The sequence below is a fragment of the Legionella sp. genome (assembly GCF_965140895.1).
Classification (GTDB): Bacteria; Pseudomonadota; Gammaproteobacteria; order Legionellales; family Legionellaceae; genus Legionella.
Genome location: NZ_CBCSKT010000010.1, coordinates 17615 through 37962, shown reverse-complemented (window position 1 = coordinate 37962; position 20348 = coordinate 17615). Strand labels below are relative to the sequence as shown.

Below are 20348 nucleotides of genomic sequence, written 5' to 3'. Positions count from 1 at the left end.
ACGTGCAATTCGTCCCCTCGTAAAGAGAATTTGTCCTAAAAAACAGCCACTTCCGGCCTGATTTTTTGCCACTGTACTAATGGAGAGCATTCAGGATTTGCCATTTTATCTACTGGGAGATAAAAGGTTTGTTCTAGCAAATGTTGCCCACTCAATGCGGCATGTGATACATGGTCAGTAAAGACAATCCAAGTACTCTGCGCAGGAAAATCAACGCGTGTTTTATTCACTTGTGCTTGATACGCATCATCAAGCTTCATAGTATCGTGTAAATGCAACATATAATGATCATAGGCAGAACGTAATGTTTTTGTTGTTTTCGTCCATTTAAGTATATGCGCTTTTAACTTGCTGTATGTGGAGATTTGCGGAGCAAAACGTGCGAGTACCTCGGGAAATGGCTCACCCAGATTCCAAACACGTGGTTCATCATGAGGGTTCACATTACAAAAAACACGTAAAATTCGTAACCCATGTACTGGGCTAGCTGAAAATGAATCCACATGTAAACGAGTGTCGTCTTTGCGTTTTGAACTAACGCGCCCATTGACTTGTGCCGGCCTAAAACTGGTACGTCCCCAGCGTAAATGAGGGATGTATGAGGGTAAAGCTGCTTGGATTAATTGATAGGAAAAATCAGCATATCCTTGCATCATCTGCGTAAGTTGTTCATCAAGACCGTTTATCTCTTTTTTATAGGCATTTAAGCTTTTTTTCTGGGAGTCGTAACTGATATTTTTTCGGGTTCCATCAAGTATGCTTTCTGACATAAGATTTGGATGAATGTCAGAAAAGACATGTTTAGGGAAAAATAATACTTTTCCATCTTCCAACTGCTCAACACTTTCTTGTTGATTGATTTGTTCTATGTCCTGTGTCAGTAAATAATAATTCATTTTTCGATGACCTCTGATTGTATGCTTAGATTCAGGTTGGGCTACGCGATTGCCTTAAATAGCACTACCCCAACCTGGATTTTTGCGAAATTGTGCACTGATTATTTTTTTTCTGCCAGTTTTTTCTGATAAAAATAAACTAATAAAAGAATAAGTCTAAAAATTTACGCCCATATCGCATATAATCTTTGAGTTCATTTATTTGCCTGGGGAGCGCCTTATGACACATTGCCCTTGTGGAACCCAAAAAACGTATGAGCAGTGTTGTGGTTTGTACCTAGAGAAAAAACAGCTACCACAAACACCTGAGCAATTAATGCGCTCACGATATACCGCTTATAGCCTGGCTAATATTGACTACATTAAAAACACTATGAAAGGTCAAATGTTGGTAGGTTTCAACTCAATCGAAGCCGAGCAATGGGCAAACAGCGTCACTTGGCTGGGCTTGGAAGTTCTAAGTGCAGAACCACCTGATTCAGATACTGGCTTTGTTGAGTTTTGTGCGCGCCTCATGGACCATGGACAAGCAAAAGTAATTCATGAATTAAGTGAATTCCACAGAGAAGATGGTTCCTGGTTTTATGTAAATGGGGTTAATAAAGAAAAGCCCGCCAAGATCAAGAAACAACAAATAAGCAGAAACGGCCCCTGCCCTTGTGGTAGCGGTAAAAAATATAAAAATTGTCACGCTAAATAAATCCCAGGTTTAACACTATGAATGGAACTATTTTACTAAATGTCTTTATCTTTCTTGCTGCCGCCAGCATCATGGTGCCTATTGCCAGCCGATTTAAATTAGGCTCTGTATTAGGTTATCTTATTGTCGGCATGCTTATCGGTCCTTTCGGACTCAAACTTATTGGTAATTCGCAACAAATCATGCATTTTGCTGAGTTTGGCGTCATTATGATGTTGTTCTTAATTGGCCTTGAACTAGAACCCTCAATGTTATGGAAATTAAGAAAACTCATTGTAGGCTTAGGCAGTCTTCAAGTGATTATTACCACCGGTGCTTTATTCGCGATTGGCCTCATGCTTGGTTACGATTGGCGGCCAACCCTTGCAGTCAGCATGGCCCTTTCGCTGTCTTCTACTGCCTTAGTCTTGCAAATGTTACAAGAAAAAAACCTGCTCAAAACGGCAGAGGGTGAAGCATCTTTTGCCATTCTTTTATTCCAGGACATTGCGGTAATTCCTATCTTAATTATTATCCCCTTGCTGCAATTGACCGGACATATTCAACTTAACGAGCATGAAACCACCTTTATGACCCAGCTTCCTAAGTGGCTGCAAGCGCTTCTTGTTGCCGGAGTTATTGGTTCTATTATTTTGGTGGGGCATTATTTATCTCGGTATTTATTTTTTATTATTGCGAAAACAAACCTGCGTGAAGTATTTACCGCTTTTTCCCTGGCCTTGGTTGTGGGCATCACCCTACTTATGGAGTCAATAGGCGTCTCTCCTGCTTTAGGCGCGTTTATTTCCGGAGTGGTTTTAGCCAACTCTCAATATAAGCATGCCATTGAAGCAGATATCCAACCATTTAAAGGATTATTACTTGGACTGTTCTTTGTCTCCGTAGGCATGGGCATGGATTTTTCGCTCTTTTCAGAACATGCCTGGCTTATCCTTGGCGCTGTATTAGCCTTGGTTCTGGTCAAAGCCACCACGCTCATTCTTTTAGGGCGTTACTTTGATTTAACTAATTTTCAATCCTTTGGCTTAGCTTTTGCTCTGTCCCAAGGCAGCGAGTTTGCTTTTGTACTCTTCCAATACTCAGGCTCTACCCGTGTTATTAATAACAATACTATTGATTTTTTCACCTTAGTCGTTGCCCTATCTATGCTGACCACGCCTTTTTTAATGCTGCTGTATAACCGCGTTATTTTGCCGCGTTACATGAGTATGCTACCGGAAAAAGAATACGACTCGATTAAAGAAAGCAATGACATTATCCTGGCTGGTTATGGACGTTTTGGCCAGATTATCGGCCGTCTCCTCAATGGAGAGAAAGTAAAAGTCACGGTATTAGAAAATAATGCAGAACAAGTAGAACTGTTAAGAAAATTTGGCTACATAGGTTACTTTGGAGATGCCACCCGGCTTGATTTACTTAAAAGTGCTGGAGCCGAGAATGCTAAGCTCTTGATTGTCACGGTGGGGAATGTCGATGCAAATCTTAGAATCGTTCAATTAGCTAAATATCACTTCCCGCATCTTAAAATCTATGCCAGAGCACGTAATCGGCAACATGCCTATGAATTACATAAGTTAAACGTTGATTATTTCATTAGAGAAGTTTTTGAATCTTCGCTCACCATGACTAAAGAAGTCATGAAGTTTTTAGGGTATAAACATGAGGATATTGAGCGAAAAGCTAAAGCATTCAAAAAGCATGATAATGCAACCTTAATTCAATCATTTGAGTTTTTTGAGCAAGAAAGGGATTTGATTAACTTTGCTCGGCAGGCACGCGGAGAATTAGAACGGATTCTGCATTCCAATTAGAACAACCTAAGCGTCATGCAGAGCAACTGCATGACGGCTACGTGGAGTACACATGATCAATTTTCAGGATATTTCTTTAAAAACCTTTCTAAGCGAATATTGGCAAAAAAAACCTTTAGTTATTCGTAATGCCTTACCTAATTTTGTTAATCCCTTATCTCCTGATGAATTAGCAGGACTTTCCTTAGAAGAAGATGTTGAAAGCCGTATCGTCTGGGAAACACCAGAACAGAATCCAGCCTGGCATCTAAAGCGCGGCCCCTTTACAGAGCAAGATTTTAGCTCTATGCCCAAAACTCACTGGACCTTATTAGTTCAAGGGGTGGACCGATTAATTCCGGACGTGTATGCCCTGCTGGAGCATTTTGACTTTCTTCCTCAGTGGCGCATCGATGACATCATGATTAGCTTTGCAGCCCTAAATGGCAGCGTGGGGCCACATTATGATAACTATGATGTCTTTTTATATCAGGCTCAAGGACGTCGGGAATGGTCGTTATCGACTAAAGAATGCAATCAAGACAATTACCTTAAAGATCTTGAACTACGCATCATGGAGCGTTTTGCTGTAGAAGAGCAGATTATCCTTGAAGAAGGGGATATGCTTTATCTGCCTCCCCATGTTGGGCATTATGGTATCTCCCGCTCTGAAGCATGCATGACCTATTCTTTTGGATATCGCAGCTACCAAGGGCAAGAATTATGGGACAGCATCGGTGATTTTTTATCTGAAAAAGGCGCATTTACCGATTTATACCAAGATCCAGATTGGTCGCATTTAAAAAACACGTCAGAAATTACCCAGCCAGCCTGGCAGAGTGCGCAAAAACTCTTACAGAAATTAATCAACGATGAAAAAATAATGAAATCTTGGTTTGGTTGTTTTGCTACTCGATTGGATCAAAACGCTGAACAGCAATTGCCCATGCCCTTGGAAGATGATGAACTGAGTGATTTGCCAAGCTTTATTCAGGAATTACAAGCAGGATTAACTCTTATACGCGATGCCTCTTGTCGTTTTGCGTATGTAGAGGAAAATTCAGGACTGATAAATCAGTTTTATATTAATGGCTGTGAATGGGATATCGCCGGAGTAACGCCAGAATTACTCCGGGAACTAGCCAATCATCGTATGATAAATACCAGCCCTTATTTAGGCCACAAACCCAATCAATTGTTTCTTTTTGATTTGTGGAAATTACAGTGGTTACAAATAGTAGAGTATTGAATTTTAATTGGTTAAATAAACAATCCTGGAGTATAGTTAAGGTATAAGAAGTCATAACAAGGATAGGTCATGAAAAAAATGATATTGGTTTTAACTATGGTGGTTGCTTCTGTTGCTTTGAGTAACTGTTGCGGTAATCCATGTAATGGAACATGCGCACCTAGTGATTGTTCTGGTACTAATAGTTATACCGGTAACTGGTATTAAAATAAGAACAACAACCCCATCATGTAGCTCGTATTAGCGCGCGTAATACGAGCTACATAGCTACTATCCAACAGTATCACTTCGACCCCAATTAAACCGTCCAAGTTCAAGACTGATTTTATGGCTAAACAATGTAATCAAGGCACCTACCAAAACAAGAATAATTCCTACAGCACTCATAAGGTGTAACTCTTCGCCAAGCAGTATAACCCCAAAAATCACAACAAATACGGGTTCTAAAACAGATAAAATAGACGCTTTTTCGGAACTAATATAACGTAAACTGTACAGCATTAATAAAATTGGAATCACGGTTGCGATAATGGCAATGCCTAATAAATGCAGCCATACAATAGTTGATGATGGCATAGCAAGTGTATGATTAAAAAGAGAAACAAAGAAGGCTGTAACCATACATCCCAGGCAGACCATCAAAGTAGACATATTCGGTGACAGTGTATTTCGTTTACTGGCAATAATGTAACAAGCGTAAAAAAACGCGGAAATCACTCCAAGCGAGATACCGGATAAATTAAAAGATAAGGCACTCAGGTCAACTAACAGGCTCATACCAATCAAAATAATTAAAATTGCTAGATAGTAAATCTTGGGAATGGCTTGCTTATATACTAAAAAGTTAATGAGCATGATTAATACCGGATAGGTAAAAAAGATGACCATCGCTACCCCTGAACTCACGTATTGACAGGCTAAAAAGTAAAGTAAGGTTGAAAAACCATAATAAACAACACCCGTTAAAAATGCGTTTAACATGTTTTTAGCAGTATCCGTACTCTTTTTAAGTTGTGGCAAAAGTACAATTACAATGGCAATGCTGGAGATAAAAAATCGCCAAAATAACATGGTACTTGATGACATTGATCCATTCATGGCACTTAAACCGAAATAGCCAATAAATCCATATAGAAATCCGGATAAAACTGCGTAGGTTGCGCCAAGGTGTTCTTTTGTCATCATGATGTAATCCAGTATAAACAGTGCAGTCCGGTTGTTTGTGCCCGTGGCCACCACCATTAAGTTAAGGAAATTTTGCAATGATTTGTAGGCTAAGCACCTGGCTCAACATTGAATTCTGGTGTGGCTCGATGCATTTGTTGGCTATGAGCCCAACCTACAATGTATCAATATAATCCCTAACGTAATGGCAGTGATCTTGATTACAAACAACCAAGCTCGATTATTTAATTTTTTTTAGTAATTTAGCATTTTTTGTTAGGATATCATATTGAAAACAAAAAATACATAGTGTATTATTTGCGCACTGAATCTTAAAGGTTGAGACTATGCTGCGATTTTTCATCTTTATCTCTTGCTTCTTCATCATATCAACGAATGTTTATGCCGAAAAAAATCCCTGTAAAGACCATCAATGTATCGCAGTAATTGATGCAGGAAGCACAGGCTCTAGACTGCATGTTTTCACCTATGACAAAGATAAAACCAATACTCCAACCAACATCACTGAAATCTGGGCAAAAAAAATCTCCCCAGGACTTGCAACAATTGAAACCAATAGAAACACTATTGATTCATACATGACCATTCTCTTTGCCGGAGCTCCTACGCAGCAAATGCCCGTCTATTTTTATGCTACTGCCGGAATGCGCCTAGTCCCTCAAGCAAAACAAAAAGTCTATTATCAAAACATAAGGAACTGGTTTAACCAAAATGCCAATTGGCAATTAATGGATGCCAAAACAATTACCGGAGATGATGAAGCGCTCTATGACTGGTTGTCAGTGAATTATCACCTCAAAACCTTACAATCAGCCCCCACTGAATCTGTCGGGGTATTGGATATCGGCGGTGCATCTACTCAAATTGCCTTTCCTGTCCCTAGTGAATCCACCCAACAAAAAGGAAACTTTATTGAGTTAAATCTTTATGGGCAGCATATTACCTTATTCGTGCATAGTTTTCTTGGTTTAGGTCAAAATGAAATGACCCACCAATTACTGGATTCCTCTTCCTGTTTTTCTGATAGCTACCCTCTTCCTAGTGGTGGGTTAGGAGCTGGAAACGCTCATGAATGCGCACAAGAAATTGAATCGCTAATCAATGGGGTACATAAGGCCAATCAAATCATCCAACCGCTTTTGAATAGCCAGCCTACCCTCTCTTGGTATGCTATTGGAGGAATTGCGAATCTTGCTGAAAGTAACCCATTCCAGTTTCCTGATGGACAATTAACTACTCAAGACTTCCTCCAGCAAGCAAATGATTTAGCGTGTCATCAAGCTTGGGATACGTTGAGTTCTACCTATCCTGATAATGAATATCTTGACTCCTACTGTCTATTACCTGCTTTTTATTATGCCTTAATGGTGCATGGTTATGGGTTTTCACCATCACAAACAGTGAATTATGTGCCTTCTGCACAGAATATAGATTGGACTATTGGGGTTGTGTTGCATCATTGATGCATTAATCGTAAATTGCTAGATCCATAGATCCTGTGGTCAAGTCGCAGTAATTCGAGAGTGGATTAACAGATTAGCGCTGATTCCTATGAACGATCATTACTAAGAATATAATGATAAAGCCCCCCAAGAAGTCCGAAGCAGGCCACCTTGGATTACGCTTCAGCAAGTAAAAATTTGATTATAACTCTTCCAGTGAAAAATCATTCGCGCATAAAACAGCGTTTTGACCATAAAAAGTGCTGATTCCTTCGCGAAATAGCTTGGCACGTTCAGAGAGGCCATGCATGCAATAATGTTTTACTTGTTCATACACCGCTTGTTTAAATGCGTCAGTATCTGCTTGTTCACCATCTAAGTTATCAATACTTACTCGAAACTTATGTCCTGCAGCCTTAGAAAGTATCCATTCGATTGCTTGTGGCTTTACTTCAACTTGCTGGAATAAAGCCTGTTGTTCGGCCGTACGTCCATCGGGAGCATACCAATAGCCAAAATCAACCAATTTCCTTCGCTCTTCCCCGGCAATTAGCCAATGCGAGCATTCATGTAATGCGCTGCTAAAAAAACCGTGGGCAAAGAAAATAGCGTGGTAATCGCGTTGTTCGTCGGCTGGTAAATAAATGGGCTCATTTCCACCTTTCACCAATCTGGTGTTATAATCGGCGCCGAAACAAGCGTGAAAAATGGTTATCAAATCCTCGTAGTGATGCACAAATACCTTTTCAATGGCTAAAACAAAACAATAATGCTTAATTTATACTAATATGATTAAAGAGTCATCGTTTTTTTGTGAGGTTTTTTTCGTAACCTCGCAATAAGTTAAGCACATTGCACTGTGGTTTTACTGTACAAGTTACTTTAATTTCTGCTAAATAATGAGAAGAATATATGGTTTTTTACCAAGTAGGAAAGTTTATTAATCGATTTCGTTGGCCCGTTATTATCCTCTGGATAGTGTTTATTTTAGGTTGCATTCCCTTTCTACCTAAGATTATGGATCCCTTTAAAACAACTGGTTTTGTCGACTTGTTTTCTGACAGTACCCGTACACAAGCCTTCCTGAACAAAGAGTTTGGTTACGACAATAATAATAAATTTATTATCATGTACCACAGTTCCAGACTGAAGGCGACTGATGATGAGTTCATCTCCAAGATTAAAAAATCATTGTCTGGACTAGATGATTACCCTATTAAGCATGAAATTCTACTGCCGTATAAAAAACAACAAGTTTCTAAAGACAAGCATACGGCTTATGCAGTAGTAATCCTTAAAAGTAAAAAAACAATTAATGATGAGCAATTAAACGAATTTAAGGCTGCTATCAAAAAACCAACCAACATGACTATGCAGATTGGTGGGGAACCTGAATTTGTCGAACAAGTGACGCATCAAACGCAAATCGACCTTTATAAAGCAGATTTTATTGCAACCCCTGTTGCCATTATCACCTTGCTTTTTGTCTTTGGTTCGGTTGTTGCCGCATTTCTGCCTATTATTTTAGGTGGAGGATGTGCCCTAATTATTTTAACCAGCCTTTATTTTCTTGGCCATTACTGCACGCTCTCCGTATTTACCATAAACATCGCCCTGTTATTAGGTCTTTGCTTGTGCCTGGATTATTCCCTATTTTTTATCAGCCGTTTTCGTGATGAATTAAAGAGTGGATTAAGCAGCAGTGAAGCTTTGGCCGTAACCCAAGCCAGTGCAGGGAAAGCTATTGTTTTCAGTGGGTTAGCAGTATTTGTGAGCTTAAGCGCCCTATTCCTATTCCCGATTAATATCTTGATTTCTGTTGCTGTTGGCGGACTTATGGCGGTATTTTATGCCGTTCTTATATCAACCTTACTATTACCTGCAATTCTTGCGGTGTTGAAAACAAAAATTAATCTGCTACCGATTCGCTTTTTCCGCAGAAAAAGCGAAGAATTCAGTTATTGGCGATGGATAGCCGAGCGTGTTGTAAAACGCCCTTATATCTTTTTCTTTACGATACTAACGCTATTACTCGTGTTAGGATACCCATTCTTATCCGTAAAATTCGGTATTTCCGACTATCGAATTTTCCCCGAAAACTCTGCAAAACGTAGTTTTTATGATACCTATGCCGAGAAATTTAATATTGAAGAATTAAACCCTATCCAATTAGTGATAACTTCCGATACTTCGATTTTATCAAAAAATAACTTGTCTAAGATTTATAATCTGGTGGATAAATTGAAAGACAATTCCCGCATTAAAAAGGTTACGGGGATCATCAGCAGTGATTCTGATCTGAGTAAAAACCAATACTACACCCTATATCATGATAAACGTAGCCTCTCAGATTCTCATGTGAAACAGTTGTTGGCGAATACCACATTAAAGCATTTAACTGTGCTCAATATCGTGAGCAAATATCCGCTCAACTCTCCTGAAACCAAAAAACTGATTGCTGAGTTACGTGATTTGGAGCCAATTTCAGGTTTAACGATGAAGTTAACCGGAACAGCTGTAAGCAATATCGATGTATTACATACTATTTATCGTGTCCTACCCCATGCAATTTTATGGATAATGATATTTTCCTATCTGATACTCTTAGTTCTGCTCAGATCGGTTTTCTTACCATTAAAAGCTATTTTAATGAACTTACTAAGTCTCTCTGCTTCTTATGGTGCCTTAGTGTTTGTATTCCAAGACGGATACCTCGCTAATCTTCTGAATTTTGAACCTCAAGGCATGTTGGACGTTAGTTTATTAGTCATTATTTTTTGCGCTCTATTCGGATTTTCAATGGACTATGAAGTCTTCCTGTTATCGCGAATTAAAGAGGCTCATCAATTAACCGGAGATAATAACAAAAGTATTATTTTTGGAATTGAAAAAAGTAGCCGCATCATCACCAGTGCAGCCCTTATTGTCATCGTTATTTGCGGCTCATTTCTGGTCGCTGACGTATTGATGGTAAAAGCCTTTGGTTTAGGTATTGCCGTTGCCATTTTTATGGATGCCTTTTTAATAAGAAGCTTCTTAGTCCCAGCAACAATGGCTATGTTTAAATCATGGAATTGGTATTTGCCACCGTGGCTTAATCGTTTATTACCGAGACTATAACAATAACAAATAAGCCTCGGCGTTCCGCCTTCCATGGCGAGCAGTAAGTGTTGCTTCCTATGGTGGCTTCACAAGCAACACTTAGGCTGGCCAATCTCCTTTTATGGACCTGAGGTCGTTGTTCTTCGAGGGTTTTATGTAATAATGTGCTCAAGTGCATGAATGTGAACTTTATAATGTCATCAACATTATTTGATCACACTTCTTCATGCACTTCAAAAAAATTTATTACTTCTTTTCAAAAAAAGCTGATAAAATAAAATGCACTATTAAAGTACAGCATAATCAAGATCATAGCTGAATTATATACCCTAAACCTCACTTTTTAAGCCTATCTCTTTTGCAGCTTTTCCATTTTTCTGGTACATTATTGCAATTCTTTTTTACCCTAAAACTAAGGTCTCAAAAATGGTACGAAAAATTTTTGCTGTGCTGATGTGTTTCGTTAGTATATCTGCCTTTGCATGCAACAATGCAGTTCCTACAGACAATCCCGGTTTTTGCCCTTCATTTAAAACTGCTGCAATCTGTTATTGCCAAGCTTCGGGTTTACCCGCAGGAATGTGCCAAGACATGAGAATGCTCTATGCACGATTAATCAGTGTGTTTGGTTCATTGCAAAAAGCTTGTGAATATCAAAAATACACTTCGGTACAAGATTGTATGGATAACTGGAATTGCTACCGTTTGGGCGGGGCTGATTCTCGCGGAAGAATTTGTAGTTCGACTGGCAAAGCTTGTTCCTGATTACGCTGAAATGAGTTGGGCCAATGGCCCAACTTTTCACTTGATATAGATCTGATTTAGTAAAAGAGTATTGCATTGTGATCAATAAAAAATCAATATTACCGCTGTTTTCGCTTTTGTTTTTTTCACCTACTGGTTGCCACGCCAACATAAATAACCAAGTAAAACATCCTTTTTACGTAGGCGCTATCGCTGGTTATGGATCAACCACCTGGCATGCATTAATCCCTACAAACAAAAAACAGAAAACTGCTCTGCTAATGTCCACACCTGTAGATGTTCAAGAAGGAGGGACAACTTGGGGAGCATTGCTTGGGTATGAATTTACCCCTTATTTTGCCGTTGAAGCAAATTACATGCGTTATCCTAATTCAACCGTATATTTCACCTCTTATAGCTTATTCAGTTATGAGCATGATGGAAAATTGCGTTTAACTACTAAAACAGACAGCATCAGTGTCCTGGGTAAAATTATGCTGCAAATACCTCGCACTGAGTTTAGAGTATTTTCTAGTGCTGGAGTCGCTGCCCTCTATCGTGAAGATTTGATTATTGATGACTGGCGGGCCTCTCCTACTTTTGGTGTCGGGGTCAATTATAATTTTACAGACCGTATAATGGGTGAGGTAGTAGCAAACTACACTGCGGGTTTTGGAGAGTCTCAACTAAGCCCAGCTGATGCCTATTATCCATTCCTTTATTCCATTTCTGCTCGCTTAGCCTATCGTTTTTAGTATTCTATGTGGCCCAACCTACAAGGGCCACAACAGAACTCCATGTTAGGCATGCCCCCAACCTACATGTCATTGCAAACTTCCTTAATTTGCTATCAAAAAAAATTTGTTCGCATATATCTCAATTATTGCCTATGATTAAACCAATGCGGAGATGAATCCCCAAGTAAACAAGTATCTACTATAGGTCAAAAAATGATAAAGATGTTGTTAGCTTCATTGGCATATATAGTGAACGTAGTAAGATTGGTCCTTCTATTTTTCGTCCTGTTGTTAGTCGTCAGTTTTGGCTCCCACTTTATCGATAATCCTGGTCAATACACTACATTAATGAAAATAACCAGTTGGGTACACCAAATAAGTCAGCCACTTCAGGCCCAAATACAACGAATCATTCCTTATAAATTTCATGGTATTAATTTTAGTCTTTTAATATTAGCCGCACTCTTACTGCTGTTCGCCAATTTCTGTGCTTCATTCAGAAAAAAATGCTTGAGCATCATGCGTCAACAGAAAGAGAAGAACGCCTATTATGAATGGCGCAATCACATGAACCAGGTTGTATCCAAAGAAAAAATGTCTGAAATCGACAGTAAATTTGAAGCGTTAAGCACTACGAAGCCTAGTGATAGAAAGCAGCTTCTTAAGGAATTTGCAGAGCTCAAACACAAACTCGACAATATGGGTCAACAATTAGCTTTTCTAGCCATTGATGTGGTTGACTCCACAGGTATGAAACGAAATGAAGACAAACATCTTGCCGCCTATGATTTTGATCGTTATAACACTTTTGTGGACTCATGCCTTAATGAACATGGTGTAGTTAAATTTGCCAAAACTCCCGATGGTATTATGAGTTGTTTTCGTACCGTTGATGGTGCTGTCGGTGCCGCCGTATGTCTGCTTGAACGCTTAAAAAGCTTTAATCAAAATGAAAAGAAAATAAAGCGCGACTTTTCGATTCGTTGCGGCATTAATGCTGGTTTTGTGTATGTCGATGAGGATACACCTCTTGAGCATGTAAGTGACCGAGTTATTGATATTGCTGGCCATATGCAGAAATATGCTAAACCTAACTGCATTAATATTGCAGCAACAGCGATAGAACCTTTGAAAAATCGCACTGGCTTCCTGGAAACTACCGATGTGATTGATGAGCAAAAGGTTTATGAGTGGAAGCCGCATAAGGCATCGTGATAGTAGCAATGCTGGGCTTAACAGCCCAGCATTGCTACTATTAGTTTACCTGCTCATGCACCACGTGAAAACGATCTTTAATCTCTTGCTCCGCCACATTTATCGATTTAACTCTAATCGACTCATTAATATGCAAACCTTCAGCCCGAATAATCGTAAGGTCCTTAATCCCAATAAAGTCAAAAATAACCCTTAAATAATCTTCCTGAAAGTCCCTGGCTTTCATTACCTCGTCACTTGAATAATGATTACCACGAGTAGAAATAATAGTAACCTTTTTCTCTCCTGCCAGGCCTACAACACCTTGTTCTGTATACTTAAACGTGCGTCCAGCGACTAAAACACGGTCAATCCATGCCTTTAATTGGGAAGGTAGAGTAAAATTATACATAGGTGCTGCAATAACAAGCTCATCTGCGTTAATAAACTCATTAACCAGCTGTTCTGAAAGCTCCAAATCCTCTTTTAAGGATAGGGACAAATCCGCAGGATCTTTTTGTTTGGCACCTAATAATCCACTGGATAAATGATTAATAGGCTGGGTATTTAAATCACGATAGACTATTTCTGCCTGTGGGTTTTCTTGTTGCCAATAATCAAGAAACTGTCTCATGAGTTGACGAGAAATAGAATTATTCTCCAAAATACTACTATCAAGAGCGAGTAAGTTCATTTTTATCTCCGAATTAATTATTTGGCTCTGCATTAAGCATATAATTAAAACAATAAATGATAAGATAGCTATTTCATGAAACATTGTCCTATAATTAACAATAATTAACGCTTTAAAGGCTCCGCGATGCGCTCATTAACTCTTTTGCCTGATTTAAATGACTTATATTTCTTCTGCTGTGTAGTTGATGAAGGCAGTTTTACTCAAGCAAGTATTGGCTTAGAAATGACGAAATCCAAATTAAGTCGACGTATTTCGGAATTAGAAAATTATTTAGGTGTACGCTTACTTAATCGCTCGACGCGTAAACTCAGCTTAACGGATATAGGTCAATTGGTTTATGAGTACAGTAAGGCCATGGTGAATCAAGCCAGTTTTGCTCAAGAAGTAGCAATCCAAGCTCAATCCAAACCTAAAGGGCGTATTCATGTAACCTGCCCTACTTTGGTTGCTCAGTCACACTTCAATACGATTATTATTGAGTTTATGCGACGTTATCCAGAAGTACGTGTCAACCTCTACGCCAGTGATCGTAAAGTAGATTTAATTGAAGAAGGCTTTGATATGGCCTTGAGATTTCAGGTCAATGAGTTGGAAGATTCCAATTTAATTGTTCGAAAATTAGGAGAAAGCACTCACTGCCTAGTCGCAACCCCCAATTATTTGCAAGGATATGCTCCATTAAAGTTTCCCACTGAATTGACGCAATTTTCCTGGCTAGGTAAAACGAAAATGGATGGCGTCAATCAATTGCAACTGACACATACCAATGGGCAAAAAGTCAGTATTCCATTGACTCCCCGCCTTGAAAGTAATGAATGGACGATCTTAAAACATGCCGTTTTGGCCAGTTTGGGTATAACCTTACTGCCAAGAGAATACTGTAATCAGGAAATTCAGGATGGAAGCTTAATACGTATTCTTCCGAAATGGTCTTTGTCTACTGCGAGTTTCTACCTCATTTATCCGTCTAAACGTGGTTTGGTGCCCGCTGTACGGCATTTTATTGATTTTGTGGGGGAAGCAGTGCAGCAGAATTGTATTTCATTGAAAAATACATAGGTGCAGCCCATGGCCCAGCATTAAGCTCTGATGTAACACGATACCTGATAAATAATACAATTGGAATTACTGCGGCTTAACCACGGTAATTCGGTCATCCAGACTCGTTTGAACTCATAAAGTGGTAACTTAAAGAAATCGACCCAACAATAATCAAGTATTTTATTTAAACTGCGACGCCTGCTTAATTCATCCCAAACACCCTCTAAACAATTTAATATTGAATTAAGCAAATCATCATTCATTGTCTCAAACTGAATCAATGAAGCGGATTCATATCCATAAAGCTAATCATAGCTATAACCTACTTATAAAAACCCATTTATACCATCGCAGGGCTGACTTTTAAATATCGACTGTTTTTGACAATCCTTGATTAGATAAAATTTCTAAATACTCAGTTATATTTTTTGAGGGATTTTTAAGACGCATCCGGATTTTTTTTATTGCGGAACAAAATATTTTGCTATCTAAATCGGTTAGGTGCATTAAGAAATCGTCTAGATGCTGAGACTCAATAGAATATTTATTTAGCTCTTTTTCGGGAAAATCCTTAATATTAAAGGTAACAATTGCATCACAGCCGGAAACAATAGCAGCAGCTAAAATATGTCTATCATCTAAATCAGGAAGTTTTAATCCCACCTCAATATCTTCATAATTTTCTACAAGGCAATCTAAAACTACAGTATTCATTAAGTTTTTTGTTTTTTCCAAGGAATCTCTTGAGAGATCTGGTCTATTTTTCAAAACATTTCTAATCCATTCCTCATGAATTCGATTAGTCCATTTCGCTCGATATAGTCCTGTTGTTGCTTAATTGCATTAAAACGTCACGAAGTGGGGCAGGATATAGGACATTAGCATCATATAAAACTGTAAAATGTCCCATTCACTAATATCCCATATTTAATGATTGTGCTTGATCCAATAAATCCTGAAGAGCTTTCTCACGCTCATCTAATGATTTGCTCATAAATAACTGAACATCACTCGCCAAAACTCGACGACGAGTACCCACCTTCTCAAAAGGAATTTTCCCTTCTTCTAATAATTTTACAAAATAGGGCCTAGAAACATTTAACATATCAGCAGCTTCCTGTGTAGTTAAATGAGCATGAGATGGTATTAGAGTTAATGAGTTTCCTTCTGCCATTTCACTCAATATTGAAAATAATAACTTTACCGCAGAAGCTGGTAACTCTATCTTTAAACCATCTAAATTTAACGCCGAATTTTTGGGAATCCTTTGCATTTTTCTTATTGTTTGAAACGAAATAAACGATTTTTCTATAATCAAAGGAATAAGTTCCTCTATGCTTTTGGTTCGTCTCAAATAGGGAGGCTGCTAAAATGAATCCCTGAGCCACTACGATCTCTTACCTTAGGTACTTGAACTTCTACCTCTCCTATCCCTGTTTGTATCTGACGAGAAGGCAGATAACCATTCCTAACCACCGCAGGGCGCCCATCGAGTAAACGCACATCAGAATACACTGAAAGCATCTCCGATAACTCCGCTTCTACTGCCTTCCTGATTAACTCGTTGGCTCCTTGCCTCAACACCTCTGTTAATGGGTCTGCTACACCGTTTTCTTTCGCTGGTGCCGATGCAAGCTTTAGACTACAATCCTTCATGGCGTATCTCCTTTGTTGATTTTTGTTCCCGCTAAGAACAATCAACAGAATACGCCACCTAATTTAATTTGTCATAGACTATAACTCTCTTTTTTCCACTCACATACTCTTTATGGCTGGCATTCAATGCCTCAGCAAGACGAGCGTCCTCACCACTGACTTTACCAAATAGACTAAGCGCATGATTCATTTGTATTATTTTGGCTTTTGGTAAACACAAAGTCACATTAACATCAGCATTTAGAGGATTCTCACTAGCCTCAAGTAATTCTCGTTTGGTCATCGTGCTAACGTATTTTGAAGGGCGATCATGCTCAGGTAAAAACTCTTTACCCTTAGCCATACGCATCATTTTATAATAAGTATTTACATCACGATAAGTAAGCTTTATATCAAGGGCATTGTCTTGATTATAAATGTCCAACTCTTCATTTCTAGGAAGAGAAGGATCATGCATTTTTGCGTAATGTGGTTGTGGAGTACTTTTAAAAATGCGCTCAAAAATAGCAGCTCCCAGCAAAGCGAGCCCAGTTGCAGCAATCCCCAATCCCACAGCCAATACACCACCAAGAAACGTAGCATATGAAGCTAAGGAAACAATTGGTGCCAGAAATAAAAAAGGCCAATTTCTCGCTAAAAAATATCCTGCCGGGCGAATTACGTAGGTATAAGGAACCATGATGCTATAATAAAAGACACTACGAGCAACGGAAAAAATCCAAAAATTTCGTGAGCTTCGTTTGGCATTATCTTCATTTGCACTAATGTAGGTAAATCGAGTTCCCTTGATACCTGCATAATTTAATGCATGATCAGTAACTGCGTTTGGGCCTTGTTTGTTTTTTGGAGGCATCACCTCTACTATTTGCCAATCATCTTTCCAAAAACCAAAATAAGAAACCGGATCATTTCCCTGTTTCTGTACTACAACTTGAGGCTTAGGAAACAAAGTGTCCCAATGATCCATGTTATTTGTAAGCTCTGCCTCGTGCAATCCAGCAGGATTTAAGGCATCAACGCGCGCTAACTTATAATCGCCGCTATCAATAGCTAACAATAAACTTAACGACCCTCCAAGACTTGTTCCACAAACATGAATAGGATTATGCTGCAACGCCAACCACTCATGAATACGTTCCCTACCTGTTTGATATAAAGAAGTACCAACTGATTCAAAGCCTCGAGCATCGGCATTAATCTGGGTTAAAAACCCTTGTCCCGCAGGATAGGTAGTACCCATAAAGATCAAATGAGGCACTGCATGCCGATTGATTAACGGCTCAAGACCATAGGCAAAAACCCGGTCAGGGTCATACTCTTTTCCAGTGGTTAATTCAATTGATTTTATAACATACTCCACAAGGCTCCATTTACCAGCAACGTATTGAGGAATACTTATCGACTCATAAGGAGTTAAATCACTATAAGGTAACAATGCCAAACAATTGCTTAAATAAAGCTGTATTTGCTCTGATTGGTTTTCATCAAATTGTTGGCCGTCTAATTGATTAAATAACTCTAAAAAACCCGCTTGGAAAGCACGGCGCATTTCTTTTAAAAACGAAGAGTTACGTTCAATAAAAACGGCATGAAAAACTACTGGAGTTAATAGTTCTCTCCAGGAATCGGTCCATCCCATCATCAATACACGCAATACATTACGTGCGATAATAGGAGCCTGTTCTAATAAAGAAAGCCCTGTTAATGATTCAAAACCAGCATGTTTAAAAAACTTCAAATCCAGCTCAGCTGTAAATGCATTTTCATTCAGCATATATTGAATCCCCGAGGTGTTCAAAAAAAATCATTATTGCACAAAAAAATTACTTCGGTAAAGACTTAAGCAGCAGTTTTCTCTTATATTGAGATAATTATTGACAATGGAAAACAGGGTTAAAATCGCAAGGCACACGCCTTACCTTGGTCCCACGGACAAGCCGCGGGAAGTAGGCAGAGAACTATTACAATTGTTCTTGTTGTAGTGCTTTTACTATTGATGGGCGAGTTTTTAAATGCTGCATAAATTTTTCGATGTGCGGGACCGCAGATAGATCCATTTTAAAATAATAAGCCCATCTTAAAATAACAAATAAATAAGCGTCTGGAAGGGTAAACTGCTCTCCCATTAAATAGGTATTTTTGCCTAAATGCTCGTTCACAAATTTTAACTTGGCCTGAATCATTGGCATGCAAATGCTTTTTTTCATTTCTTCAGTCAAAGCTGGATTAAAAAACATACCAATCGATTTGTGCAGTTCTGTTGCCACATAATTTAGCCACTCTAAAGTATGATAGCGCTGCAAATCCCCTACAGGCGCTAAAACTTTTTGATCTTTAGCCGTATCAGCCAAGTATTGCAAAATAACTTGGTTTTCAGTGATTACTTGACCATTATCAAGCATAATCACAGGTACTGAGCCTTTAGGATTAATCGCCCAAAAATCCTCATCATTTTTTGTTTTTTTGGTTCTTAAATCAACTTCCAGATCCTGGTAACTATAATCTAATTCATTTAAAATAATTCGCACTGCCAAAGAACAAGCCGATTTACAATAATAGAATTTCATCTTCACTCCTTTGATTTAAGTTATGTTCCTCATCAAGTTCCGTGAGCAACCATAGAATTTTTTAACTCCGATTCAATTTCATTAACCAACAACATAGTAGCTGATGTCCTCTTAAAAAAGAAATCCCAAATATACTTTTCTCTTAATGAGTCTAATATCTCAAGATTTTTACTCTTCCATGTCTGTATATTGGTGAGCAACTTTTCAAGACTTAAGCCCTTTGGCGGTCCAGCAATGTCATTATATAACTCTTTAAGCCGGCTAAATTTATCCATGGTCATTTGAGCATTAGAGTCAATTAGAGGCAGATGCTCCATACGCTCATAGAGTTTCTTAAGAATTCGTTCTTTCTTTTTACCCAATCCAACATAGGTTGAGGGCGGTACTGGAAGTACATAAAAAGGTACTGAATTTATTGGCTGGCCATATTCAAATACGGTTTTATAGGGCAAATCGCGAAAGAAATATGTGGAGACTGAAGCAGAAACTGGCTCATTCTGTACCGCTTCCACCAGCGCAATTGCACTATGACGACAGGTATTTCTGATGTTCAAATAAAATAGGCCTTGTTTTATTTTATCTACTTTCAAATTCGAACTAGTCTGAGGTGGAACCATATCAAACTTAAGTATAATTTGCTCATCAGACTCTTTGTGGGGTTGAAAACATTCAAAAACATTACCCTCCGTACTTAATCTACTTAAAATTTCTAGATATTCTAAATATTGTTCATAGCCAATATCATAAGCCTGATAATTGATTGTATTTTTTGCCTGACTGCGTCTAAAAATTTGTTCATTCATTAATTGTGAACTAACGCCGTTGGTGCAAAGTCGGAACGCTAGCGTTGACGCTTCTAAGCAAGATTCATTTTTTTCATTAAATAAAAAACCCTTCCCTACCCTGCTTAATAAATTTGCTACCGTAAACTGATTATAAACACCAAAAAAAATAAATGAATGCACATCACTTTTAGCTATGGCAATAAAAAATCGGTCTGTCTTTTTATTTATCTTAATAGGAATGAGGTCATTAGGCATAATGATTCACGGAAAAAAATATGTCTGAAAATCTTACCATAGTTTAGATTAAGGAATAATTAACTATCCCAAGTCTGAGGCATCAGGTCAGGTCAGGACCAACCTTTGCACAGCGTAATGCAGACTACGCGTTACCACATTAAGGAATACATTTTAATTCGGGATGGGACTTTATAATCAATTCATATAATTTAAGATTAACGCTGAGAATCTCATCACCTGATTTAGAATCAGGGTTTCCTTCGCCCCCCTTACTGTTTAATGCAATTACAGTGGTTACATTATTACACGGTTACCAAAAATACATC

At 38.5% G+C, this 20348-nt stretch carries 19 protein-coding genes and 1 pseudogene; 10 read left to right on the top strand and 10 right to left on the bottom strand.

Translation table 11 applies throughout. From position 1 onward, the window contains the following. Positions 1-35: 35 nt before the first annotated feature. Positions 36-896 (bottom strand): Kdo hydroxylase family protein, encoded by an 861-nt coding sequence (locus ACQY7T_RS01280; RefSeq protein ID WP_428410923.1) that lies wholly within the window; start codon positions 894-896, stop codon positions 36-38. Positions 897-1116: 220 nt separating this feature from the next. Between ACQY7T_RS01280 and ACQY7T_RS01275 the strand changes: the two genes are divergently transcribed. The 4 genes from ACQY7T_RS01275 (at position 1117) to ACQY7T_RS01260 (ending at position 4842) form a co-directional block, all read left to right on the top strand. Further along, a complete protein-coding gene (locus ACQY7T_RS01275) occupies positions 1117-1596 on the top strand; it encodes a YchJ family protein (protein WP_428410922.1) in 480 nt (159 codons plus the stop codon). A 17-nt stretch (positions 1597-1613) separates the two neighbouring features. Next, positions 1614-3407, top strand: coding sequence for a monovalent cation:proton antiporter-2 (CPA2) family protein (locus tag ACQY7T_RS01270; protein ID WP_428410921.1), 1794 nt, complete (start codon positions 1614-1616; stop codon positions 3405-3407). A 52-nt stretch (positions 3408-3459) separates the two neighbouring features. Next, positions 3460-4635, top strand: a complete 1176-nt coding sequence (locus tag ACQY7T_RS01265; RefSeq protein WP_428410920.1) for a JmjC domain-containing protein — start codon at positions 3460-3462, stop codon at positions 4633-4635. 69 nt (positions 4636-4704) lie between these two features. Further along, positions 4705-4842: a hypothetical protein gene (locus ACQY7T_RS01260; protein ID WP_428410919.1), complete on the top strand. Its 138-nt coding sequence runs from the start codon at positions 4705-4707 to the stop codon at positions 4840-4842. A gap of 63 nt (positions 4843-4905) precedes the next feature. Here ACQY7T_RS01260 and ACQY7T_RS01255 read toward each other — a convergent pair whose 3' ends face one another. Continuing rightward, positions 4906-5820 (bottom strand): DMT family transporter, encoded by a 915-nt coding sequence (locus tag ACQY7T_RS01255; RefSeq protein ID WP_428410918.1) that lies wholly within the window; start codon positions 5818-5820, stop codon positions 4906-4908. Between the two features lie 326 nt (positions 5821-6146). On the opposite strand from ACQY7T_RS01255, the gene ACQY7T_RS01250 reads away from it, so the two are divergent. Continuing rightward, the gene (locus tag ACQY7T_RS01250) at positions 6147-7283 is read left to right on the top strand and encodes a multidrug DMT transporter permease (protein WP_428410917.1); all 1137 of its coding nucleotides are present in this window, start codon (positions 6147-6149) and stop codon (positions 7281-7283) included. A gap of 181 nt (positions 7284-7464) precedes the next feature. Here the strand turns inward: ACQY7T_RS01250 and ACQY7T_RS01245 are convergent, their stop codons facing one another. Beyond that, a complete protein-coding gene (locus ACQY7T_RS01245; RefSeq protein WP_428410916.1) occupies positions 7465-7998 on the bottom strand; it encodes an elongation factor P hydroxylase in 534 nt (177 codons plus the stop codon). A 176-nt stretch (positions 7999-8174) separates the two neighbouring features. Between ACQY7T_RS01245 and ACQY7T_RS01240 the strand changes: the two genes are divergently transcribed. From ACQY7T_RS01240 to ACQY7T_RS01225, 4 genes are all read left to right on the top strand, one after another. Beyond that, entirely contained in the window at positions 8175-10382 is a 2208-nt protein-coding gene (locus tag ACQY7T_RS01240; protein WP_428410915.1) for an MMPL family transporter, read from the top strand. Positions 10383-10790: 408 nt separating this feature from the next. Continuing rightward, entirely contained in the window at positions 10791-11129 is a 339-nt protein-coding gene (locus ACQY7T_RS01235; RefSeq protein WP_428410914.1) for a hypothetical protein, read from the top strand. A gap of 77 nt (positions 11130-11206) precedes the next feature. Then, entirely contained in the window at positions 11207-11863 is a 657-nt protein-coding gene (locus tag ACQY7T_RS01230; RefSeq protein ID WP_428410913.1) for an outer membrane beta-barrel protein, read from the top strand. Positions 11864-12058: 195 nt separating this feature from the next. Further along, a complete protein-coding gene (locus tag ACQY7T_RS01225; protein ID WP_428410912.1) occupies positions 12059-13060 on the top strand; it encodes an adenylate/guanylate cyclase domain-containing protein in 1002 nt (333 codons plus the stop codon). Positions 13061-13100: 40 nt separating this feature from the next. Here ACQY7T_RS01225 and ACQY7T_RS01220 read toward each other — a convergent pair whose 3' ends face one another. Further along, positions 13101-13733: an FMN-dependent NADH-azoreductase gene (locus ACQY7T_RS01220; protein WP_428410911.1), complete on the bottom strand. Its 633-nt coding sequence runs from the start codon at positions 13731-13733 to the stop codon at positions 13101-13103. A 126-nt stretch (positions 13734-13859) separates the two neighbouring features. On the opposite strand from ACQY7T_RS01220, the gene ACQY7T_RS01215 reads away from it, so the two are divergent. Next, positions 13860-14795, top strand: a complete 936-nt coding sequence (locus tag ACQY7T_RS01215) for a LysR substrate-binding domain-containing protein (protein ID WP_428410910.1) — start codon at positions 13860-13862, stop codon at positions 14793-14795. Between the two features lie 345 nt (positions 14796-15140). Here ACQY7T_RS01215 and ACQY7T_RS01210 read toward each other — a convergent pair whose 3' ends face one another. The 6 genes and pseudogenes from ACQY7T_RS01210 to ACQY7T_RS01185 all read right to left on the bottom strand — a co-directional run bounded on the left by ACQY7T_RS01210 (position 15141) and on the right by ACQY7T_RS01185 (position 20040). After that, the gene (locus ACQY7T_RS01210; RefSeq protein ID WP_428410909.1) at positions 15141-15512 is read right to left on the bottom strand and encodes a hypothetical protein; all 372 of its coding nucleotides are present in this window, start codon (positions 15510-15512) and stop codon (positions 15141-15143) included. A 178-nt stretch (positions 15513-15690) separates the two neighbouring features. After that, positions 15691-16095 carry a helix-turn-helix domain-containing protein gene (locus ACQY7T_RS01205; RefSeq protein ID WP_428410975.1) on the bottom strand — a complete coding sequence of 135 codons (405 nt, stop codon included), beginning with the start codon at positions 16093-16095 and terminating at the stop codon, positions 15691-15693. Beyond that, a pseudogene (locus ACQY7T_RS01200) lies at positions 16081-16433 on the bottom strand (transposase); the annotation flags it as partial. The gene ACQY7T_RS01205 and the pseudogene ACQY7T_RS01200, both read right to left, overlap by 15 nt. A 58-nt stretch (positions 16434-16491) precedes the next feature. Further along, a complete protein-coding gene (locus tag ACQY7T_RS01195; RefSeq protein ID WP_428410908.1) occupies positions 16492-18207 on the bottom strand; it encodes a hypothetical protein in 1716 nt (571 codons plus the stop codon). Between the two features lie 187 nt (positions 18208-18394). Next, a complete protein-coding gene (gene gstA / locus ACQY7T_RS01190; RefSeq protein ID WP_428410907.1) occupies positions 18395-19000 on the bottom strand; it encodes a glutathione transferase GstA in 606 nt (201 codons plus the stop codon). Between the two features lie 32 nt (positions 19001-19032). Next, positions 19033-20040, bottom strand: a complete 1008-nt coding sequence (locus ACQY7T_RS01185; RefSeq protein WP_428410906.1) for a hypothetical protein — start codon at positions 20038-20040, stop codon at positions 19033-19035. Positions 20041-20348 lie beyond the last annotated feature (308 nt).